This is a genomic window from Parasphingorhabdus sp., from assembly GCF_048267785.1.
Taxonomy (GTDB): Bacteria; Pseudomonadota; Alphaproteobacteria; order Sphingomonadales; family Sphingomonadaceae; genus Parasphingorhabdus.
Genome location: NZ_JBLWWU010000019.1, coordinates 1 through 19,105, shown reverse-complemented (window position 1 = coordinate 19,105; position 19,105 = coordinate 1). Strand labels below are relative to the sequence as shown.

The 19,105-nt window shown below is 55.1% G+C and carries 18 protein-coding genes and 1 pseudogene; 13 read left to right on the top strand and 6 right to left on the bottom strand.

Features of this window, described 5'->3' with window-relative positions; translation table 11 throughout:
* The first annotated feature begins 74 nt into the window (after positions 1–74).
* From pyrE to lepB, 4 genes are all read left to right on the top strand, one after another.
* Positions 75–668 carry an orotate phosphoribosyltransferase gene (pyrE, locus tag ACN0VD_RS14085; RefSeq protein ID WP_417595335.1) on the top strand — a complete coding sequence of 198 codons (594 nt, stop codon included), beginning with the start codon at positions 75–77 and terminating at the stop codon, positions 666–668.
* A complete protein-coding gene (locus tag ACN0VD_RS14080) occupies positions 665–1,399 on the top strand; it encodes a pyridoxine 5'-phosphate synthase (protein WP_417595333.1) in 735 nt (244 codons plus the stop codon). The genes pyrE and ACN0VD_RS14080 overlap by 4 nt, the downstream gene beginning before the upstream one ends.
* Before the next feature lie 127 nt (positions 1,400–1,526).
* Entirely contained in the window at positions 1,527–1,928 is a 402-nt protein-coding gene (gene acpS / locus ACN0VD_RS14075) for a holo-ACP synthase (protein ID WP_417595331.1), read from the top strand.
* 14 nt (positions 1,929–1,942) lie between these two features.
* On the top strand, positions 1,943–2,836 hold the full coding sequence (gene lepB / locus ACN0VD_RS14070; RefSeq protein ID WP_417595329.1) for a signal peptidase I: 894 nt from the start codon (positions 1,943–1,945) through the stop codon (positions 2,834–2,836).
* Positions 2,837–2,842: 6 nt separating this feature from the next.
* Here lepB and argC read toward each other — a convergent pair whose 3' ends face one another.
* The 6 genes from argC to ACN0VD_RS14040 form a co-directional block, all read right to left on the bottom strand.
* Positions 2,843–3,772 (bottom strand): N-acetyl-gamma-glutamyl-phosphate reductase, encoded by a 930-nt coding sequence (argC, locus tag ACN0VD_RS14065; RefSeq protein ID WP_417595327.1) that lies wholly within the window; start codon positions 3,770–3,772, stop codon positions 2,843–2,845.
* A gap of 8 nt (positions 3,773–3,780) precedes the next feature.
* Positions 3,781–4,707, bottom strand: coding sequence for an NlpC/P60 family protein (locus ACN0VD_RS14060; RefSeq protein ID WP_417595325.1), 927 nt, complete (start codon positions 4,705–4,707; stop codon positions 3,781–3,783).
* A gap of 130 nt (positions 4,708–4,837) precedes the next feature.
* A complete protein-coding gene (locus tag ACN0VD_RS14055; protein WP_417595323.1) occupies positions 4,838–6,256 on the bottom strand; it encodes a leucyl aminopeptidase family protein in 1,419 nt (472 codons plus the stop codon).
* Positions 6,257–6,295: 39 nt separating this feature from the next.
* Positions 6,296–7,810, bottom strand: coding sequence for a flavin-containing monooxygenase (locus tag ACN0VD_RS14050; protein WP_417595321.1), 1,515 nt, complete (start codon positions 7,808–7,810; stop codon positions 6,296–6,298).
* 55 nt (positions 7,811–7,865) lie between these two features.
* Positions 7,866–8,189, bottom strand: coding sequence for a PilZ domain-containing protein (locus tag ACN0VD_RS14045; protein WP_417595319.1), 324 nt, complete (start codon positions 8,187–8,189; stop codon positions 7,866–7,868).
* A 105-nt stretch (positions 8,190–8,294) separates the two neighbouring features.
* Positions 8,295–9,839: a flavin-containing monooxygenase gene (locus ACN0VD_RS14040; protein WP_417595317.1), complete on the bottom strand. Its 1,545-nt coding sequence runs from the start codon at positions 9,837–9,839 to the stop codon at positions 8,295–8,297.
* A 465-nt stretch (positions 9,840–10,304) separates the two neighbouring features.
* Here ACN0VD_RS14040 and ACN0VD_RS14035 point away from each other — a divergent pair, with 465 nt between their 5' ends.
* The 9 genes and pseudogenes from ACN0VD_RS14035 to ACN0VD_RS13995 all read left to right on the top strand — a co-directional run.
* Complete coding sequence (locus ACN0VD_RS14035) at positions 10,305–11,969, top strand: TonB-dependent receptor (protein WP_417595315.1); 1,665 nt, start codon at positions 10,305–10,307, stop codon at positions 11,967–11,969.
* A complete protein-coding gene (locus ACN0VD_RS14030) occupies positions 11,953–12,828 on the top strand; it encodes a TonB-dependent receptor domain-containing protein (protein WP_417595440.1) in 876 nt (291 codons plus the stop codon). The genes ACN0VD_RS14035 and ACN0VD_RS14030 overlap by 17 nt, the downstream gene beginning before the upstream one ends.
* Before the next feature lie 144 nt (positions 12,829–12,972).
* Positions 12,973–13,341: a hypothetical protein gene (locus ACN0VD_RS14025; protein ID WP_417595313.1), complete on the top strand. Its 369-nt coding sequence runs from the start codon at positions 12,973–12,975 to the stop codon at positions 13,339–13,341.
* A gap of 168 nt (positions 13,342–13,509) precedes the next feature.
* On the top strand, positions 13,510–14,202 hold the full coding sequence (locus ACN0VD_RS14020) for a DUF262 domain-containing protein (protein ID WP_417595311.1): 693 nt from the start codon (positions 13,510–13,512) through the stop codon (positions 14,200–14,202).
* Between the two features lie 46 nt (positions 14,203–14,248).
* Entirely contained in the window at positions 14,249–15,187 is a 939-nt protein-coding gene (locus ACN0VD_RS14015) for an IS1595 family transposase (RefSeq protein ID WP_417595309.1), read from the top strand.
* Positions 15,180–16,085: a KilA-N domain-containing protein gene (locus ACN0VD_RS14010; RefSeq protein WP_417595307.1), complete on the top strand. Its 906-nt coding sequence runs from the start codon at positions 15,180–15,182 to the stop codon at positions 16,083–16,085. The genes ACN0VD_RS14015 and ACN0VD_RS14010 overlap by 8 nt, the downstream gene beginning before the upstream one ends.
* A 255-nt stretch (positions 16,086–16,340) precedes the next feature.
* Positions 16,341–17,069, top strand: a complete 729-nt coding sequence (locus tag ACN0VD_RS14005; protein ID WP_417595305.1) for a hypothetical protein — start codon at positions 16,341–16,343, stop codon at positions 17,067–17,069.
* A 182-nt stretch (positions 17,070–17,251) separates the two neighbouring features.
* Entirely contained in the window at positions 17,252–18,103 is an 852-nt protein-coding gene (locus tag ACN0VD_RS14000; protein ID WP_417595303.1) for an HNH endonuclease family protein, read from the top strand.
* 115 nt (positions 18,104–18,218) lie between these two features.
* Positions 18,219–19,105, top strand: a pseudogene (locus ACN0VD_RS13995) (hypothetical protein); the annotation flags it as partial.

The window sequence follows — 19,105 nt, the reverse complement described above, 5'->3', positions numbered from 1 at the left end:
TTTAATTTTTCTGGCAATGCGGTGCCAATATGCCCATTTGGACAGAATGGCGAGAAACAAGCAGGGATAAAACATTGACAGAAGAAGAAATTTTAGCGGAATTCCGAAACTGCGACGCCTTGCTGCAAGGCCATTTCATCCTCTCGTCCGGCCGTCACAGCAGCCGCTATTTACAATGTGCCCGATTGCTGATGAATCCGGCACGCGCATCCCGAATGGCGAACGCACTCGCCGAGAATATCCCCCAGAATATCCGGCGTTCTATAGATATTGTCGTCTCCCCGGCGATGGGCGGCGTGATCATCGGCCATGAAATGGGACGGGCACTCGGCCTCGACGCGCTGTTTCTGGAGCGGCCGGAAGGCACGTTCGAATTGCGCCGGGGATTCCGCCTCGAACCGGGCCAGAAAGTTTTAATGATGGAAGATGTCGTCACCACTGGCCTGTCTTCGCGTGAAGCCATCCAGGCGATCCGTGATGCCGGCGGCGATGTGATAGCCGCGGGCGCGTTGATCGACCGTTCCAATGGCGCTGCCCAATTTGATGTGCCCTTTTTCCCGCTGGTGACGCTTGATGTGCCGTCCTACGCCGCCGATGAACTGCCCCCCGAACTGGCCGCCATTCCCGCGACCAAGCCGGGCAGCCGCGCGGAGCCATCGCAAGCGTGACCGCATCGGACTATCTGAGACTTGGCGTTAATATCGATCATGTTGCCACCATCCGCAACGCACGCGGTGGCGACCATCCCGAACCGGTGCGCGCCGCTCTGGTTGCAGCCGAAGCGGGAGCCGACGGCATAACCGCCCATCTGCGCGAAGACCGGCGCCATATCCGCGATGACGATCTGGTCGTGCTGATGGACAAGCTGACCATCCCGCTCAATCTGGAAATGGCCGCGACCGACGAGATGCTGCAAATCGCGCTGCGCCACAAACCGCACGCCGCCTGCATCGTCCCGGAGAACCGCGAGGAGCGGACCACCGAAGGCGGGCTGGACGCGGCAGGCATGGACAACAGGCTGGCCGATTTTGTCGCACAATTGAGAGAAGCGAATATCCGCGTCAGCCTGTTCATCGAACCCGAACCGCGCCAGATCGAGGCAGCGATCCGTCTCGGTGCACCGGTGGTCGAATTTCACACCGGCCGCTATGCCGAGGTCGGCGGAACCGAACGGGAAGCCGAACTGCGCCGGATCACCGATGCCGCCGCCCTCGCCGCCAAAAATGGTATCGAACCCCATGCCGGCCACGGCCTGACCTTCGACAATGTCATTCCGATTGCCGCGATCCCGCAGCTCGCGGAGCTCAACATCGGGCATTTCCTGATTGGCGAAGCAATTTTCAGCGGTCTCGACGGCAGCATAAGACAGATGCGCGCGCTGATGGATGAAGCACGGTGAGACTGTCAGCGAACTTTTCCTCCCTGCAGCGTAGCGGCGTGGAGGTGGCGCCGAAGACCACGGAGGCGTGCCCCTCCACCACCCTTCGGGTGGGGCCCCTCCCCGTCAGCGACAGGGAGGAAAAGATATGATCATCGGTCTCGGATCCGACCTTTGCAATATCGAGCGCATCCAGAATTCGCTCGACCGTTTTGGCGAGCGCTTTGAAAACCGTGTCTTCACCGAGCTTGAACGCGCCAAAGCGGCACGACGGCCGCATACTATTGCCGGAACCTATGCCAAGCGCTTCGCCGCCAAGGAGGCTTATTCCAAAGCCGTCGGCACCGGCTTTCGCGCTGGCGTCTTCATGAGAGACATCGGCGTGATCAATGCCAAGAGCGGTGCACCCACGCTCGCCCTCACCGGCGGGGCGAAAAAACGGCTCGACGTGCTGACACCGGCGGGATATGAAGCGATCGTTCATCTCACGCTCACGGACGATCATCCATGGGCGCAGGCATTCGTGATCATTGAAGCCCATCCGCTTTAGGAAAGGCGCTTCCCATGGACCAGGAAACCAAAGAAAAACATATGGCTGTAGAAAATGCCGCTGACAGCGGGTCCACCAAAAAACCGGAAAAAGAAAAGGTCGACTGGTTTGGCGAGATCAAGAGCATAGGCGTGCTGTTGCTGGCGGTGCTCGCCTTTCACAGTCTGGTGGCCAAGCCTTTCTATATCCCCTCGGTATCGATGATGCCCGGACTGTTGGTCGGAGACCGGCTGATCGTCAGCAAATATGCCTATGGCTGGTCCTGGGTGTCACCGACCTTTCATATATTGCCGCGCCTGGAAGGCCGCCTGTTCGGTAGCCTGCCGGAGCGGGGTGACATTGTCATCCTGACGCCCAAAGATGCCAGCGCAGATTGGATCAAGCGGGTTATCGGCCTGCCCGGAGACACGGTAGAGCTCAGAGGCGGCCAGATATTCCTCAACGGCGAACCGGTCCAACAGGAGTTCCAGCCTGACCTGCAAGTGCCGATTGATGCCAATTCACCCTGCGGGCAGGAATTTCCCGGGCTGCAAGGCGTCAACAGCAGCGGTACGCCGGTGTGTAATCTGCCGATCCTCCGCGAAACGCTTCCCAACGGCGTTTCCTATAACATCATCGATCTCGGCCCGAAACGGACCGACGATTTTTCGCCGATCATCGTCCCGGAAGGGGAGGTTTTCGTGATGGGCGATAATCGCGATCTCAGCGCCGACAGCCGGGTATCGATGCGCGATGGTGGTCTTGACGGCCCGATCCCCTGGGAGAATATCGGTGGACGCGCTGAATTTATCACCTTCTCGCTCGACGGCAGCACGACCTGGAACCCGCTGAGCTGGTGGGGTGCCTTCCGCAGCGGACGGGCCGGCACCAGCCTGCGTCCCGACAAGACGGCGCTCGCCGCCCAATAGTCTGGCCTAGAGACGCAGACCTGCGGTTTCGTCGAGGCCGGCCATGATATTGAGATTCTGTACCGCAGCGCCCGAGGCACCCTTGCCGAGATTGTCGAGCCGGGCGATCAGGCGGGCGTGAGAGCCCTCTTCATTGCCACAGACAAACAGCTCCAGCTTGTCGGTCGGCGCATCATTCTCGCTGATCAGCAGTTCCGACAAGTCACCCCTGCCCTGCACCGAAACGATTTTCGAACCGGCGTAAAAGGCGGCCAGATCTTCCAATAGCTGTTCTGCCCGCACCGATCCCATCGCGCCGAGATGAAGTGGCACGTCGACCAGCATGCCCCGAAAGGCACGGATCACCGACGGGGCAAAGATCACATCATGGGTCAGGCCGCCATGAACCTTCATCTCCGGCATATGCTTGTGGTCAAGGTTCAGGCCATAGCTGCGAAAACCCAGATCGGGTTCCTGCGCAAAGCGCTCGATCAGCGCCTTGCCGCCGCCCGAATAGCCGGACACCGCGTTCATCACATAGGGCCAGTCTGCTGGCAGCCGTCCCTTTGCGATCAGCGGCGCGACCAAAGCCAGAAAACCGGTCGGATAGCAGCCGGGATTGGAGACAAAGCGCGCACCCGCAATGGCTTCGCGCTGGCCATCGCGGAATTCGGCAAAGCCGTAAGCCCAGCCATCGGCAGTCCGGTGCGCGGTCGACGCATCGATCACCCGCGTCGTTTCATTCTCGATCAGCGAAACCGCCTCTATCGCCGCCGCATCAGGCAGGCACAGGATGACAAAATCGCTGTCGTTGATTGCTTCGCGCCGCGCGTGGACGTCCTTGCGCTTGTCGTCGGGCAGCTGGACCAGCTCGAATTCGCTCCGTCCGGAGAGCCGTTCGGCAATTTCCAGTCCGGTGGTGCCCACGGCACCGTCGATAAATATTGTCTGCGTCATTGTCAGTCTCAGGAAAGCCGTTTGCGAGCCAGTATCGGCTGCTCGGCGGTTTTGGCAAAGCGGGCAACTATATCGGCCAGAGGCTCGATAATCACCTGCATCGCGTGGGATGTGGAATGGATGATCCGGTCGTTGTCGATCATGAGGCCGACATGATCCGGAAAGAACACCAGATCGCCGCGTCGCAAATCCTCGCCCTCGGCGATATCGTCGCCCAGCGCCGCCATCTGCTGGTCGGTGTCGCGCGGAGCCGCAACGCCGGTCAGCATCAGGATCATCTGGATCAGACCCGAACAGTCGAGACCGTCACCGCTGCGCCCACCCCAGAGATAGGGCGCGCCGATCAGCTGCTCGGCCAGCGCGGCGGTGCCGTTGCTGCCGTCAAACACGACCTTGGTGCCAATCGGCTGGACATGGCGGACATGGACATAGCCCTTGCCGGTCTTGAGGAAATTGCCGCATTCGCTGGCTTCGCCACAGGCGATCCGTGCGCCCATCGGCAGCCGCTTCATCACACCCGACTTGAAATCTGGCTCGATGAAGATCAGCGCCGCGCGGGCGAAAATCAAATGGGTCGGCTCGGGGGTCTTCTTCTGATGCTGCAGCGCGTGGACCGGCACATAGCCGACATAATGGTCATAGCCGCAATAGCCCCAGGCCCAGTCCCCGGCGATATCCAGCACGTGGAAATCCTCGCCGTGGAGCAATTCGGAAATCGCCTCATGATCCTTGCCGGGCTGCTTGCGGAGCATCGCCTTTGGCGCGGAGCAGCGCATCGGCATTGGTGCCGCATAATGCGGGGCAAACATCTTGCCGGCCAGCGCGACATCCGCGAGGTCCCCGCGATGCGCGGTAATGCGGGGATCAAAATCCCCTTCAGGACCATTGAGCACGAATTTCCTGTGCGCGCCAGTCTCTGCAGTTTCCATGTCCATGCGTAAAGAAATCCCAATTGCGATATAATATGTCCAAGGCTTTGTGGCTTGTGCGCCATATGACAAAGCGATGACAATCGGCCGCCTTTAGACGACCTGGGGGTGGTTAATCAAGCGGTGTCGCAGAAGCCTACGACCCGTATCGCCCCTGCAAATAGCACCAGCTTGCCCGCAGGCCCAATGCTTCGCCACCTTTTGGCCGCCCCGGCTTAGGTGCCGGACGCCAGGCAAATGTATCGAAATGCGCCCAGGGCACGGATTCCGGCGCAAATTTCTTCAGGAACAGGGCGGCGGTGATGCATCCGGCAAAACCCCCGGCGGCGCTGTTAACGCAATCGGCAATCTCGCTGTTGAGCATCGCATCATAGCCGGACCATAAGGGCATTTGCCACAGCGGGTCGCATTCGCCCTCGCCCGCCTGCAGCACTCCTTCCGCCATGTTCCGGTCATCGCAGAACATCGCCGGCAAGTCGGGACCCAGGGCAACCCGGGCCGCGCCGGTCAAAGTCGCGAAATCGATGATCATTTCCGGTTCTTCCTCGCCGGCCAATGTCAGCGCATCGCCCAGTACCAGCCGTCCTTCGGCATCGGTATTGGTAATCTCGACGGTCAGCCCCTTGCGGCTGCGAAGTATATCGCCGGGACGCAGGGCATTGCCGTCGATCGAATTTTCCACCGCTGGCACCAGCAGATGCAGGCGCACCGGCAGCTTGGCTTCCATCACCATCCGCGCCAGCGCAATCGCATGGGCAGCGCCGCCCATATCCTTTTTCATCAGCATCATGCCGGCCGGCGACTTCATCGAAAGCCCGCCGCTGTCAAAGGTCACACCCTTGCCGACAATCGCGATTTTCGGATGATCGGCCTTGCCCCATTTCAGTTCGAGCAGCCGCGGCGCATGGGCGCGCATGGCTGCCTTGCCGACGCCGTGGATCATCGGAAAATGCTCCTCCAGCGTATCGCCGCGCGTCACTTTCAGCTCTCCGCCGTGCTGGGCCGCCAGCTTGTCTACAATATCTTCCAGCTTGTCCGGCCCCATGTCGGCCGCCGGCGTGTTGACCATGTCCCGGACCATCGCTGTCGCTTCGGCCTGACGCACCGCTTCATCGCGCTGACCGATAGCGTCATTGACCAGCAACACGCTCGGCCCCTGCCGGTCGGGCAATTCCTTGTAGCGGTCAAATTCATGTTGCGAGATCAGCCAGCCGAACAATGTTCCCTTGGCGCTGATGTCCTGCAGACGATAATTGCCCTCGGGCAGACTGCCGCCCAGCTTGGCCAGCGACCAGGCGTCGAGCTTGTTCCGATCAGAGACCCCGGCAACGACGGAAAAATCGCCCGCGACCGACTTGTCATCGCTTTTGCCGCCCACCGGGGGCAAGAGCAGATAGGAGTCGGGATTGGCGGTGAACCGATAAGCTTTTACAATCTCACGGATGGTCTCCGGTTGCCCCTTCAGCCATTCTTCGAAACTGTTCACATCCAGTATCTGGATAGTGCGCGCGGGTTGGCCGGTGTCGGCTTCGATCAATGCCTTAAAATCAGTCATTTGATCGCTATAGCCACAGATTTGGCGAAGCGCGAGACTCTATTCAGCCGCGATGGCCTCCACGTCATGCTGCTGCTCGGGCAGACTCGCCGCCGCAGCGCCGGGCTTGGAAAAGACCATCACACCATCGTCCACCGCCTTGTGCCGCAGGTTGATAATATCCTTGGGAAAATTCTGGTTCAGGCGCCACGGTTTGCGGTCGCCCTGCTTCGGCAGATAGCTGATCGCCCGCTGGACATAGCCCGAGCTGAAATCGAGCATAGGCTCTGTTCCCATTACCTCACCAGCGGGCAAGGTCGGTGTCGCAATCGGCGTTCCGTTCTTGTCCATATAATTGATTAGTCGACAGACATATTCGCTCGTCAGGTCGGCTTTCAGCGTCCAGCTGGCATTGGTGTACCCCATGGTCATCCCGAAATTGGGAATGCCCGAGAACATGACGCCCTTGTAATTGATCTTCTCGCCAAAATTGACCGGCTGTCCATCCACCGAAATGGTGGCATTGCCGCCGGTGAGCATTTTCAGTCCGGTCGCGGTCACGATGATATCCGCGTCCAGCGTCTCGCCGGATTTCAGCTTGATGCCGCCTTTGGTAAAGGTTTCGATCTGATCGGTGACGATCGATGCCCTGCCCGATTTGATCGAATCGAACAGATCGCTGTCGGGCACCAGACACAGGCGCTGGTCCCACGGATTATAGCTGGGCGTATAATGGGTCATGTCGACGTCAGCGCCCATTTCATCCTTCACCATCTCCAGCAGTCGTTGCTTGAAACCTTCCGGTTTCTTGCGTGCCAGGTTGAACATGAAAATGCCCATCAGCACATTTTTCCAGCGGGTCAGCAGATAGGCAAGCTTGGCCGGCAGGAACTTGCGAAACCGCAAGGCCCATTTATCTTCACCCGGCCGCGATACGATATAGGTCGGTGAACGCTGCAGCATCGTGACATGTTCCGCCGTTGCCGCCATTGAGGGAACCAGAGTGACCGCAGTCGCGCCGCTGCCAATCACGACGACTTTCTTGCCGCTATAGTCGAGATTTTCGGGCCAGAATTGCGGGTGGACAATCGGTCCGGCAAAATCGGCCTTGCCGGGAAAGTCCGGATTATGGCCTTCCTCATAGCTGTAATAGCCCGAGCACATGTGGAGGAAATTGCACTGAACGGTGCTGAGCGAGCCATCGCCATGTTGCAGGCTGACCGTCCACAGGGCGTTTTCGCTCGACCAGCTGGCATCCACCACCTTGCGGTTGAAGTGGATCTTGTCCTGCAAGCCATATTCTTCGACGGTTTCGTTGAGATAGTTGAGGATCGACGGCGCATCGGCAATGGCTCTGCGCGCGGTCCAGGGTTTAAAATTATAACCCAGAGTATACATGTCGCTGTCCGAACGGATGCCGGGATAGCGGAACAGGTCCCAGGTCCCGCCGAGCCGCTCCCTTCCCTCGACAATGGCAAAGCTTTTGCCGGGGCATCTTTTGGTCAGGTGAACCGCTGCGCCAATACCGGACAGACCGGCACCGACAATCAGGACGTCTAAGATTTCGTTTTTCATCCTGCCATCTTACTGACATTAATGTTAATTGGCAAGCAGAAGCTTTGTGCTCGACCTAGTCGTTGATCAGGGTCAGCGAGCGGAACAGGTCCTGATCCAGTTTTTCATCAAAACGGCAACCGATATGGCCATCCTTGCACCAGATGATGGTAGCCAGAACCGGGCTGCTGTCATCGAAAGACAAGCGGAGAGTGGTACCGGCTGTAAATTTCGAATCGCAAGACAGGCGACATCCATAGGCCGAAACATCCACCAGTTCGCCGAGCTTGGCCGCTTTGCCATTTTGCCGGATCGAGGTTCGCTGAATTTGAACGAGGCACCGTTCCACCTCACGATGTTCAATCAGCGCTGGCTTCACCGCGCGAAATTGTGAATGCATATACCTCATAACCATGCCCCTTGGCAGAGGACGTAGCATATTATGGACAACAAATGGTTAACGCGCGCAAATTAATGTATACGATTGTAAATTTCGCAGTTTTGTTTACTCCGCAGCCTCAAGAGAAGGATCGCTATTGGCAACGCTCTGTTGCGAGTTCGGACCATAGAATTGCAGGACCCCGTCATCGACCGGGTCATTCAGCAGGACATTTTTGTCATACAGATAATCCTGATTGAGCTTCCACGGCATGGCGGTGCTGTTGCGCGGCAATTCATTGATCGAGCGTCGGAGATAACCGGACGAGAAATCGAACAGTTCCTCCTGCTCCAGTTCCTTCCCCAGTGCCGGATTGGCGATCCGCGTCGAGGTCGCATCCATATGGTTGAGCACGCGGCAGGTATAGTCCGACACGATATCCGCCTTAAGTGTCCATGATGCGTTGAGATAGCCGAAGACAATCGCCAGATTGGGGATGTCGGAAAACATGCAGCCCTTGTAATAATAATGATCGGGCCAGTGGACCTTCTTGCCGTCAACGGTGAAGTCGACCTTGCCAGCGACTGCCAGCTTCAGCCCCGTCGCGGTGACGATGATATCCGCGTCCAGCGTCTCCCCGGATTTCAGCCTGATCCCGCTCTCGGTCACCGTCTCGATATGACCGGTCTTCAGATCGGCTTTGCCTGCGGCAATTGCCTTGAACATGTCGCCGTCGGGAACGAGGCAGAGGCGCTGCTCCCAGGGACCGTAAGGCGGCGTATAATCTTCCTTCACATATTTGTCGCCAAGCTCTTTCTTCATCGGCTTTTCAAGCTTGTCGATGACCTTCTGCGGATTGTCGCGCGCGGTTCGGAACGTGATATCCTGCATCTTCACATTTTTCCAGCGGGTGATCTTATAAGCCCATTCTTCCGGCAGGATTTTGCGCAGGATGTTGGCGATCCGGTCTTTCGACGGCGCAGAGGCATACCAGGTCGGCGTGCGTTGCAGCATCGTCACATGGCTTGCTTTCTCCGCCAGAACCGGAACAATCGTCACCGCGGTCGCGCCGCTGCCAATGATCACGACTTTCTTGCCGCTATAGTCGAGATCCTTCGGCCAGAATTGCGGATGAACCACTTCTCCCTTGAACCTGTCCAGCCCCTCGATCTGCGCGTCATAGGGATTGTCATAATCATAATAGCCGGCTCCCATATAGACGAAATTGGCGTACATGGTTGTCTGGCTGCCATCGGATTTCTCCGCCGTTACCGTCCAGCGCGCATCCTCGCTCGACCAGCTGGCCGACAGCACCTTGTGACCGAAACGGATATGCTTTTCCAGGTCATGCTTGGCCTTGATCCGGTGGAGATATTTCATGATAGAAGGACCGTCGGCAATCGCCTTCTGCTCGGTCCACGGCTCAAACGTGAAGCCCAAAGTGTGCATATCACTGTCGCTGCGGATGCCGGGATATTGAAACAGGTTCCAGGTCCCGCCAATCTCGTCGCGGCGCTCGACAATCGCAAAGCTCTTGCCCTGACATTTGTCGCGCAAATGCACGGCCATTCCTATTCCAGAAATGCCAGCGCCCACGATCATAACGTCGACCGATTCCACTGCTGCACTGTCTTGTTCCGCGATTTGTGTCGCACCATTCTTGTTGGACATGCCGTCTCTCCCAGCTTTTAATCGGGTTATGCCATTCACCGAAGCGAGTTGCAATTAGCAATTTAATTGGACGATTAACGGCATGGTCCAACGATCTGCACGACAATGCCAATCCGTGCGGTTTTCTGCGTTTCCCGGCAGACATCCTGTCCATCATTCTGGGACTCGAAAAATGGGAACGGAGTTTCAAACTGATCTGTCAAAGAATAGTTGACGGGCTGGCTGCGGACGAATCGGGCCAATCGACTTCCGCCGGTGAATTTGCCCCAGTCCTGTCATTATTGTTAGCGCGCAATCGCATCAAACATGCTTTTTTGCACGTTTGCCTAATTCTTTAGTTAGTAGCGGATCCCGTAACGTCATTCATTATCAAACGGCAGAGCAAGCACCATAATTCCAAGTAAAAATAAGGAATATGGGAGCTGAAACAAATTGCGTTTTATCTGCGTAGGGGAGAGAACTGATATGACAAAGGTAACACCAGAAAACCATCTAATTTTTACACGGAAAAAACTGCTGGCGGCGCTCCTGAGCTCGACCGTCACCATCGGCGCCTGCGGTTTCAGCGCCCCTGTCTTCGCGCAGGATGCGCTGGAAGATGACAACAACGACACCAGCAACATCATCATCGTCACCGCACGCAAGCAGAATGAATCGCTGCAGGAAACGCCGGTGACCGTCACCTCGATTGGCGGAGACACGCTGGATAAATTTCAGGTCAACGAAGTCGCTGACGTTGTCAGCCGCATTCCCGCCCTCAACGTCCAGGTTGGTGGTTCGGGCGCTGGTGGCCAGATCAGCCTGCGCGGCGTCGGCACGACCAATATTTCCGCCGCCTTCGACTCTGCGGTCGCCTTTGATTTCGACGGCGTCTCGATGAGCACGATGCGGCTGGTCCAGGCATCCTTTTTCGACGTCGAGCAGATCGATGTGCTCAAGGGCCCGCAGTCCCTGTTCTTCGGGAAAAGCACCTCCGCCGGGGTCTTCTCCGTCCGTTCCGCCAATCCGACCGCCGACTGGGAAGTCGGGGGCAAGGCCTCTTATGAATTCGAAGAGGAAGGCTATACCGTCGGCGGCTATATTTCCGGCCCGATCAGCGATACGCTGGGCATCCGCGTTGCGGCGCAATATCAGAATATCGACAAATATGTCGAACTGGAAGCGGGCACACCTTCGGTGTTTGCCGACAGCGGCAAGGCGCTGAAGAATTTTGTCGGCCGGGTGACATTACAATGGGATCCGACCGACAATTTCTCCGCCAATCTGAAGCTCAACTATAATCACAATTTCGGCGACAGCCTGCTCGGCCATTCCGATATTGATTGCGGCGCCAATGGTATAGCCGACGATGTATTCCTCTCGGTGCCCGGCGTCTCGATCCCGTCCAACTCGACCTGCGACATCCAGGACGGGCTCTATCCCCATCCCGATGGCCATCCCGCGCTGCAGGTTATCGCCCCCGGCACGACTGGCGCGGATCGCTATACTGGCCAGTCCTATAACGAGACAAACACGGTCTTCGTCCGTCTGGCGATGGATCTGGAACTCAGCGACACGCTGACCCTGTCGACTGTCAGCGGCTTTCTCGATCTCGACAACGAACATGCCGATCATTTCAGCTATGTCGGCATATTGCCCAATGGCGATCCCGGCGGCCTGCCCGCGCCGTTCACCGATGCACTCACCCAGCATACCCAGGAAATTCGCCTGACCAGCGACTTTGACGGCATGTTCAACTTCATGGTCGGAGGTTTCTGGGAAAGCCGCAGCCAGCCGTTGCAGACATCGCAAAACGCCTTTCTCGGTTCGTTCCTGTTCCCCGATTCCCGCGGCATTACCTATGACTGGGTGGCTGATCGCACGACCAAGAGCGAGGCGCTGTCCTTCTTCGGCAGCATGAGCCTCGACCTTACAGACCAGCTCGAACTCTCCGGCGGCGTCCGCTGGACCGACGAGCAGAAAACCCACCGGACCTCCTTCCCGTTCGTGCACAATGCCCTGACCTTCCTGAACGGCATTGTCGGCGGCATCGGCCTGGTGGTTCCCGAAGGCTTCCAGACCGGTCCGGTGAAATTCTCCGACAGCAATATCTCGCCGGAACTGACGCTGAAATATCAGGCCCACCCCTGATCTCAACTTCTACGCCTCCTACAAGACCGGCTTCAAGTCGGGCGGCGTCGACAACAGCAGCCTGCCGACCGCGTCGATCCAGCTGGTCGTGCCCGGCTTTGCCGAACAATATCCGGGCCTCTATCCCGATCCGGAAGCGGCCCGCGCGGCGGCGCTCAGTTCGCTGATCTATGACTCCGAAACCGCCAAGGGTGGCGAAATCGGGGCAAAGGCGATGTTCGGCAACGGCGCGTTCCGGATCAACACCGCGGCCTTCTACTTCGTCTTCGACGATCTGCAGGTGCAGAATTTCGACGGCGCCGCGGTCCGCTTCCTGACCATCAACGCGGGCGAGCTGACGACCAAGGGCTTTGATGTCGACTGGTCCTGGCGCACTCCGGTCGAGGGGCTGAGCTTCTCCGGCGCATTGGGCTATACCGACGCCAAGTTCACCGACACGTTCATATCGCAGGATCCCGACGGCATTCCGGGCAACGCCGATGACGTCGACCTCGACGGCCGGAGAGCGGCGCGGGCACCAAAATGGTCGGGCAATCTCGCCTTCGACTGGACGGTACCGGTGAGCGATACGCTCGAATTCGGGCTGAACGGCAACGCGGCCTACAGCAGCTCCTATTATGCCGGGAACAATAATTTCACCGACTATATCCAGGACGACTATGTCACGCTCGACGGCGCGGTCTCGATCGGCGCGCCGGACGGCAAGTGGAAATTCTCGCTGATCGGCGTCAATCTGACCAACGAGATATGGGCCAACACCGTCGGCGACCGGCCGTTCCTGCCGGCGGGCGGCGATGACCGCGTGGTCACCCAGAACCGCGGCCGGCAATTGTTCGTCGAAGCCGCCTTCAAATTCTGATCAACGCCTTCAAGATCGGTCGCATCGGGCCGGACCAGCAATGGCTGGCCGGCCCTCTTCTTTTGCGGGGCGCTATCGGAAGCAAGCCCACTTAACACCCTCGCCAAAGCGTGATAGCGGCAGCGCATCGAAACGATCTTCCTCTTGATAGGCCTCGCGCTGGCGGGAGCGGGACTGGTGCTGATGGTGCGCAGCGATCTGCTGTTCATCCGCAACGGCACCCGCCATGTCCCGGCCCAGATGGTCCGCCACCAGATGAAGCGGCGCGGCGGCACGACGCTGTATAGCGCGGTGCTGCTGGTGCCCGACGAGCGCGGCGGCTTTATCGAGGTCCGCGACCCCCTGACCACGCCCTTCCCGACCCCGGTGATCGGCGAGCGCCTCACCGTCGTCCACCCGACCGGCTATCCGGCGAGAGCGCGCATCCCCTATCCGTGGTTCCGGGCGGGGGTGTACGGAGTGCTGGGCTATGCATTTGTAATGTTCGGGCTGGCGGTTACCGGGTTGGGGTGAGCGAGGATAAGTTCGCTAGAATCCCGCGATTTCAAATTGCGGAGTAAATAGGATACTCTCATACCGGTAAAAACAACTCCAAATATTGGGAGCAGAAACGCTATAGTCTATGTTACCGTTCCCAAACCTAGGAACTCAGTGAATTCGCTTAAGCGGGAGGAGAGCCAAGTGGAAAAGTTTACATTCGAACCGACCAGTCTATCAGACCTGATTTCTACGAGTTATTTTACGGTCCCAAAATATCAGCGTTCATTTGCTTGGGATAGCGATGAAACCAAAGATTATTGGAACGACATGGTATCAGCGATAGAATCGGGTGATGAATATTTCCTTGGCAATATCGTGCTTACAAGAAATAGCGCTGATAACACTTGTTCCATTATTGACGGCCAGCAGAGGATTGCGACAACGACAATATTAAATGCTGCAATCCGAGACATATTTAAAGCGGAAAATGAGGCCGACGATGCCTACACTATTCAACATGAACACGTGTACGCACTGGATACATCGAAAGGAAAAAAGAATCAGCGTATTCGTCTCAATGAAATCGACAATCCGTTTTATCAACGGCTTTTGATCGATAAAGTTGAAGTCAGTCCAGATCGAGAATCACACGTCCTGATAAAAAAGGCTTACGACTATTTCTTGGATCAATTGCAGAACCTAAAAGCCAAAAATCCGGATAGCTGGAAAGAGGAATTTGCTAAAATCGCCTTTTTCCTCAAATCTCAGTCAAAGGTTGTCGCAGTATATGCCGCCACAGACGCTGACGCCTTTTTTATATTTGAAACCTTAAACGATCGCGGCGCAAATTTGACTATTGCTGATCTTTTAAAAGGGAACTATATACTTAACTAGCCAAAATAAGCTTGACTAGCCGGATAAAAATGGCTAGTTAGGTTTCATGACAAACAAAGCCCAACCCGAAACGCTTAGCACGTTTGAATTTTTTGCCAAATTCCCAAATGAGGAAGCGGCGCGGAACTACTTTGAAAATCAGCGTTGGGCTGGCGAGACAGTTTGCGGTCACTGTGGCAGCACAAGCGTCACTGAATGCAAAAACCATAAGCCCATGCCTTACCGTTGCAAAGATTGCCGTTCGCATTTCAGCGTCCGCACAGGCACGGTATTAGCTGAAAGCCGCCTTCCTTTGCAAAAATGGCTCCTAGCCATATTCATGCTTACCAGCGCCCGCAAGGGCATCCCGTCAACTCAAATGGCTCGTGAACTTGGCGTTACCCAGAAAACAGCTTGGTTTTTAGCACAACGCATTCGTGAAACATTTATGTCTGGCAATGACCGCGATATGAGCGGCCCAACGCAAGTCGACGAAACATTCATAGGCGGTAAGGAAAAGAACAAGCATGGACACAAAAAGCTTCACGCTGGACGTGGCGGCGTTGGCAAGACTGCTGTAATTGGCGTTCGTGATGAATCTGGTCAAGTCCGCGCCACTCCAATCGCTAATACCACAGCCGCTACCCTAACGGGTTTTGTTGGAGCGAATGTTCCAGAGGGTGCAACCGTGGTTACGGACGATTTCCCTGCCTATCGTGGCCTTTCAGGGAAAGGTTATACCCACCACACAGTCAATCATTCTGCCGGTGAATATGTTCGCCACTACTGCATCCACACAAACGGCATTGAAAGCTTCTGGTCGCTATTAAAGCGCGGATATTACGGCGTTTATCACTATATGTCTCCCAAGCATTTACACCGCTATGTGAACGAATTTTCATTCCGCCATAACACTCGTGAAGCTGGGACAATGGGCTTTATTGACATGACAATCGGATGCATGGATGGCAAACGTCTCACATACAAGGAACTGATCAGTGGCTAAAAAAGACGATATAATCGAACCGATAGATGCGTCGATGGATGATGTAAGTAAGGCGCTTATGGCGGTCCCGCCACATGCACCGCCAGTTGATAATAGCGACCCTCAATGGAGCCTTTTGCCGTTGATTGAGCACAAAGTGGAAGCCGTTTCAATAGACCAAAGGGCAAACGATGGTTACATAAACGCCACAGCGGTTTGTAAGGCGAGCGGAAAGCTTCTTGGGCATTATCTGGAGACCAAGGCCACAAAAGCATTTTTGAAAGAATTATCAGCCGATATCGGTATTCCGATATCGGATTTGGTACAAATTATTAAAGGTGGCCATCCACAAATGCAAGGCACTTGGGTCCACCCTCAAGTCGCCATTAATCTAGGACAGTGGGCATCCCCCAAGTTTGCCGTCTTAGTGTCAAAATGGACATTTGAATGGATGAGCGGGAGCGCGAAGGAAGCCTACCAATTTCCGTATCATATTCGGCGCTATTTGATAAATCGCAGCAAAATACCCGCCACCCATTTTTCAATGCTTGATCAAATGACTTTTAAGCTTTTAGGAGCTTTAGAATCAAAGGGTTATGTAATTCCGGCAAAATTGATGCCAGACATCTCGCTGGGTAGAATATTTTCAGGTTGGTTAAGAGATAAAGGTTACGATCCTGATTCATTTCCATCTTATCCGCATGACTTTGATGACGGCAAGCGGCCTACAGTTCAAGCTCGGCTTTACCCTAACGACTTAATGACTGACTTTAACCATAAGCTTGATGAATGGATAACCAGCGGAGAAGCAATGAAATATTTCAAGAAGCGCGACCCTGATTCCGTGAAGCCTATGCAGTTGGTTTATGAAGAGATCAAGGCACTGGAAAGCACTAAACTCATTGAAAATAAGTCTTGACCTACGTCATGGAAAACATTCGCCCTAACCGAAAGGCCGCATCGGAATCTTCTATTCTAGCCAATATGGTTATAATGCCAAGTGGGTCTGACAAACTTTCTTCTGTCAGAAAATACCCGCTCGTGTCTGATGGAACATCAGCACATCGCTCTAACTTGCGCGATGTGATCGGCGCTATTGAAAGTCGCTTTCCTTCTGCAAGATCAGCACTCATAAAAATGTCTGCCATGTTAACTCTCCAAAGGACCAGATTCGATGCCCCATAACCCAACTCATCGCTTAGTGGAATCCCCTAAATTGAGCGGTCGCTATTTAGCTGACTACATGGTTGCTTCTGAACGTAGGCGGCGAACAATCATAAGAGATTGCAAATACAGAAAAATTGCTCAGGTCATTCATCATCAGCTTGCAAAAGCTTTTATCACCAATTTCCTAAAAAATGGTTCTGCTGACGCCAACTTATTGATGGTTGAGGCTGAGCGTCTTAGGGACATGATGGCTGACACACCTTATTACCGGGACGTTTACGATAATAACGCCGACTTTCTTGAAGCATATTCCAATGCATTTGATAGCAACAAATTGCCAGCGGCAGAGATAGTCCCCTTTGATGAGGATTTTAAGATCGATCTCAATGGTGTTGACCTCAACCCTGACATAAAACTGGCTCTCCAGCGCACCACAAAAACTAATCGCCTTAGAACTGGATTGCTTACAATCCGGTATGCGAAAAATAAGCCCCTAGATAACGAGACAGGGCTTTGGCAGTCCTCATTACTTTTCGGTTGCCGTAAGATGATTGATAATGAGGATGAAACTGCTGCCGAACAAAAATTGTGCATCACTTTGGATGCTTGCACTGGAGAAATGATTGAAGCGCCGGGCGATGCTTTGAGTAGATTCAAGAATATGGAAGCGGCCTGTCAATCAATCGCCGAACGGTGGGCTAGTGTTGAGCCGCCAGAAAACGCCGTTCTTAAATAGAAGGGCGTTTGGCTAGTTAAGTATATAGTTCCCTTTTAAAAAACTATCTTTTTTCTAAGTCAGACAACCAAATCGACTCGGTTCAGAAGAATTGGATCGAGGCTCGTGCAATCCTTGAAGAATATCAGGACGAAAATGAATTCAGGACTTTTTTGAGACATTTCTGGAGCTCTGTTCATGGCATGACCAGAGAGCGTGAACTCTATAAGAAAATGAAAGCCAATATAACAGACAGCGGTCAAGCGGTGAAGTTCTCAGAAGACATGCGAAACGGCGCCCGATATTATGGTGCTGCTTTGAACGAAAAGGCCGAATTTTGGAAAGATTACAGTGATACTGATAAGGGCAACTTGAAGAGGTTGCTCAAACTAAAGCTCGAACAAAATCGACCGCTATTGATCGCCGTTTTTCAGCACTTCCCGAAAACTGAAATTCAGAAAGCAATTCCTGCACTCGTTTCTTGGTCAGTAAGGGGATTGATAGCTGGCGTAATGGGTAAGGGTGCTGCTGAAAAAGCTTTTTGTGAGTCTGCTTGTAAAGTTCGCTCGGGAGAAATTAAGACAACCGCCGACCTCGCGGTAAGTATAAGTTCGTTAGTACCGCGAGATTCAGCATTTGAAAGTTCATTCAGTTTTTATACAACTACAAACAATGGCTTTGCCCGCTATCTGTTGTTAGCGATCGAACGTCATCTTCAGGGCGAAAAACAACCAGAAAATGTCCCCAATGATAATCCAGCTGAAATCAACTTGGAACACATTCTTCCACGACGAGCCAAGCCGAATGATTGGCCAAAATTCAAACCCGATGAAGTTTCATCTCACTCAGTGAGGCTCGGAAACATGACGTTGCTCAAAGAGGCAAAAAATAACGCTATTGGAAACAAACCATTTTCAGCGAAAAAACCGGTTCTATGTACGTCAAATTATAAATTGAACGAACAGTTTAAGACACAACAAGACTGGATAAAGGACGATATCGAGACGCGGCAGTTAGTGCTCGCTCAATATGCTCCACTGGTCTGGAAACTGTAAGACCTTTCCTACAATCCACCAAATAGGTTATATTCGCTCCATTTAACAAACCATATCTACCCCGCAGCACCGCTCTGCTGCGGTCGGGATGGTTTCTTTGGAAGGAGTAGGATGTATGACTTTTCAGGATGAATTTGCGCGGCGGCTGAACGCGGTGCGGGGTGTGGGTGATGGTGACGAGGATGCGCCGGATAAATCCGTTCGTTTCGAGCGCAGTCGAGAGACTGGTGATGGCGGAGACGTGTCTCGACCTGGGCCTGCCCTGAGCGCCTGCCAAAGCAGGCAGACGAAGGGCTCGACACGAACGGGCGGGATTGTGATTGCGGATGAAAGTGCGGACCAGGACAAGCCCCTCCTCTTCAGAGGAGGGGACATAAGGGGTGGTGGCGATGCGGATGCATCGCTCGCGTTAGCGAATGGGAGTGGTGGTCTGGAAACGGACGGGTCCCGTAAAGAGGATAGAAACCACCCCAACCCAGTTCCGGGTGAAACGGCCCCCGGCCGTTTCAGATCAGTCCGGGGGACTGATCGACCCGAAACTTTTGAAAAGGAGGGGCTTAATAGAACCGTTCGTCCTGAGCTCGTCGAAGGACAGTGTTCGGACGATAGGCGTCCTTCGACAGGCTCAGGACGAACGGACCAAAAGGACAACAGCGCCCCTCCCTCCCCCACAACCCGCCACGACGGCTGGCATCTTGATCTGCGGGTCAAATTTCTCGAGGCGCTGGCGCAGACCGGCAATGTCCAGGCGTCGGCCTATTTTGTCCAGCGGACGCGGCAGTCGGCCTATGATCTGAAACGGCGCGATCCGGATTTTGCGCGGGCGTGGCTGGCGGCGCTGGTGCTGGCGCGGGAGGAGGCGCAGGACAAGTTGCAGGAGCGGGCGATCGAGGGCGTCGAGGAAGAGATTTTCTATCATGGCGAGGTGGTAGCGACGCGGCGGCGCTATGATAGCCGGCTGCTGCTCGCCCATCTGGCGCGGCTCGACAAGATTGCCACGCA

What these genes read in the sequence shown, in the direction of transcription:
- acpS (WP_417595331.1), top strand. Translation starts at nt 1,527, where the DNA reads ATGATCATCGGTCTCGGATCCGACCTTTGCAATATCGAGCGCATCCAG.
- lepB (WP_417595329.1), top strand. Translation starts at nt 1,943, where the DNA reads ATGGACCAGGAAACCAAAGAAAAACATATGGCTGTAGAAAATGCCGCT.
- argC (WP_417595327.1), bottom strand. Translation starts at nt 3,772, where the DNA reads ATGACGCAGACAATATTTATCGACGGTGCCGTGGGCACCACCGGACTG.
- ACN0VD_RS14060 (WP_417595325.1), bottom strand. Translation starts at nt 4,707, where the DNA reads ATGGACATGGAAACTGCAGAGACTGGCGCGCACAGGAAATTCGTGCTC.
- ACN0VD_RS14055 (WP_417595323.1), bottom strand. Translation starts at nt 6,256, where the DNA reads ATGACTGATTTTAAGGCATTGATCGAAGCCGACACCGGCCAACCCGCG.
- ACN0VD_RS14050 (WP_417595321.1), bottom strand. Translation starts at nt 7,810, where the DNA reads ATGAAAAACGAAATCTTAGACGTCCTGATTGTCGGTGCCGGTCTGTCC.
- ACN0VD_RS14045 (WP_417595319.1), bottom strand. Translation starts at nt 8,189, where the DNA reads ATGCATTCACAATTTCGCGCGGTGAAGCCAGCGCTGATTGAACATCGT.
- ACN0VD_RS14040 (WP_417595317.1), bottom strand. Translation starts at nt 9,839, where the DNA reads ATGTCCAACAAGAATGGTGCGACACAAATCGCGGAACAAGACAGTGCA.
- ACN0VD_RS14035 (WP_417595315.1), top strand. Translation starts at nt 10,305, where the DNA reads ATGACAAAGGTAACACCAGAAAACCATCTAATTTTTACACGGAAAAAA.
- ACN0VD_RS14015 (WP_417595309.1), top strand. Translation starts at nt 14,249, where the DNA reads ATGACAAACAAAGCCCAACCCGAAACGCTTAGCACGTTTGAATTTTTT.
- ACN0VD_RS14005 (WP_417595305.1), top strand. Translation starts at nt 16,341, where the DNA reads ATGCCCCATAACCCAACTCATCGCTTAGTGGAATCCCCTAAATTGAGC.
- ACN0VD_RS14000 (WP_417595303.1), top strand. Translation starts at nt 17,252, where the DNA reads ATGACCAGAGAGCGTGAACTCTATAAGAAAATGAAAGCCAATATAACA.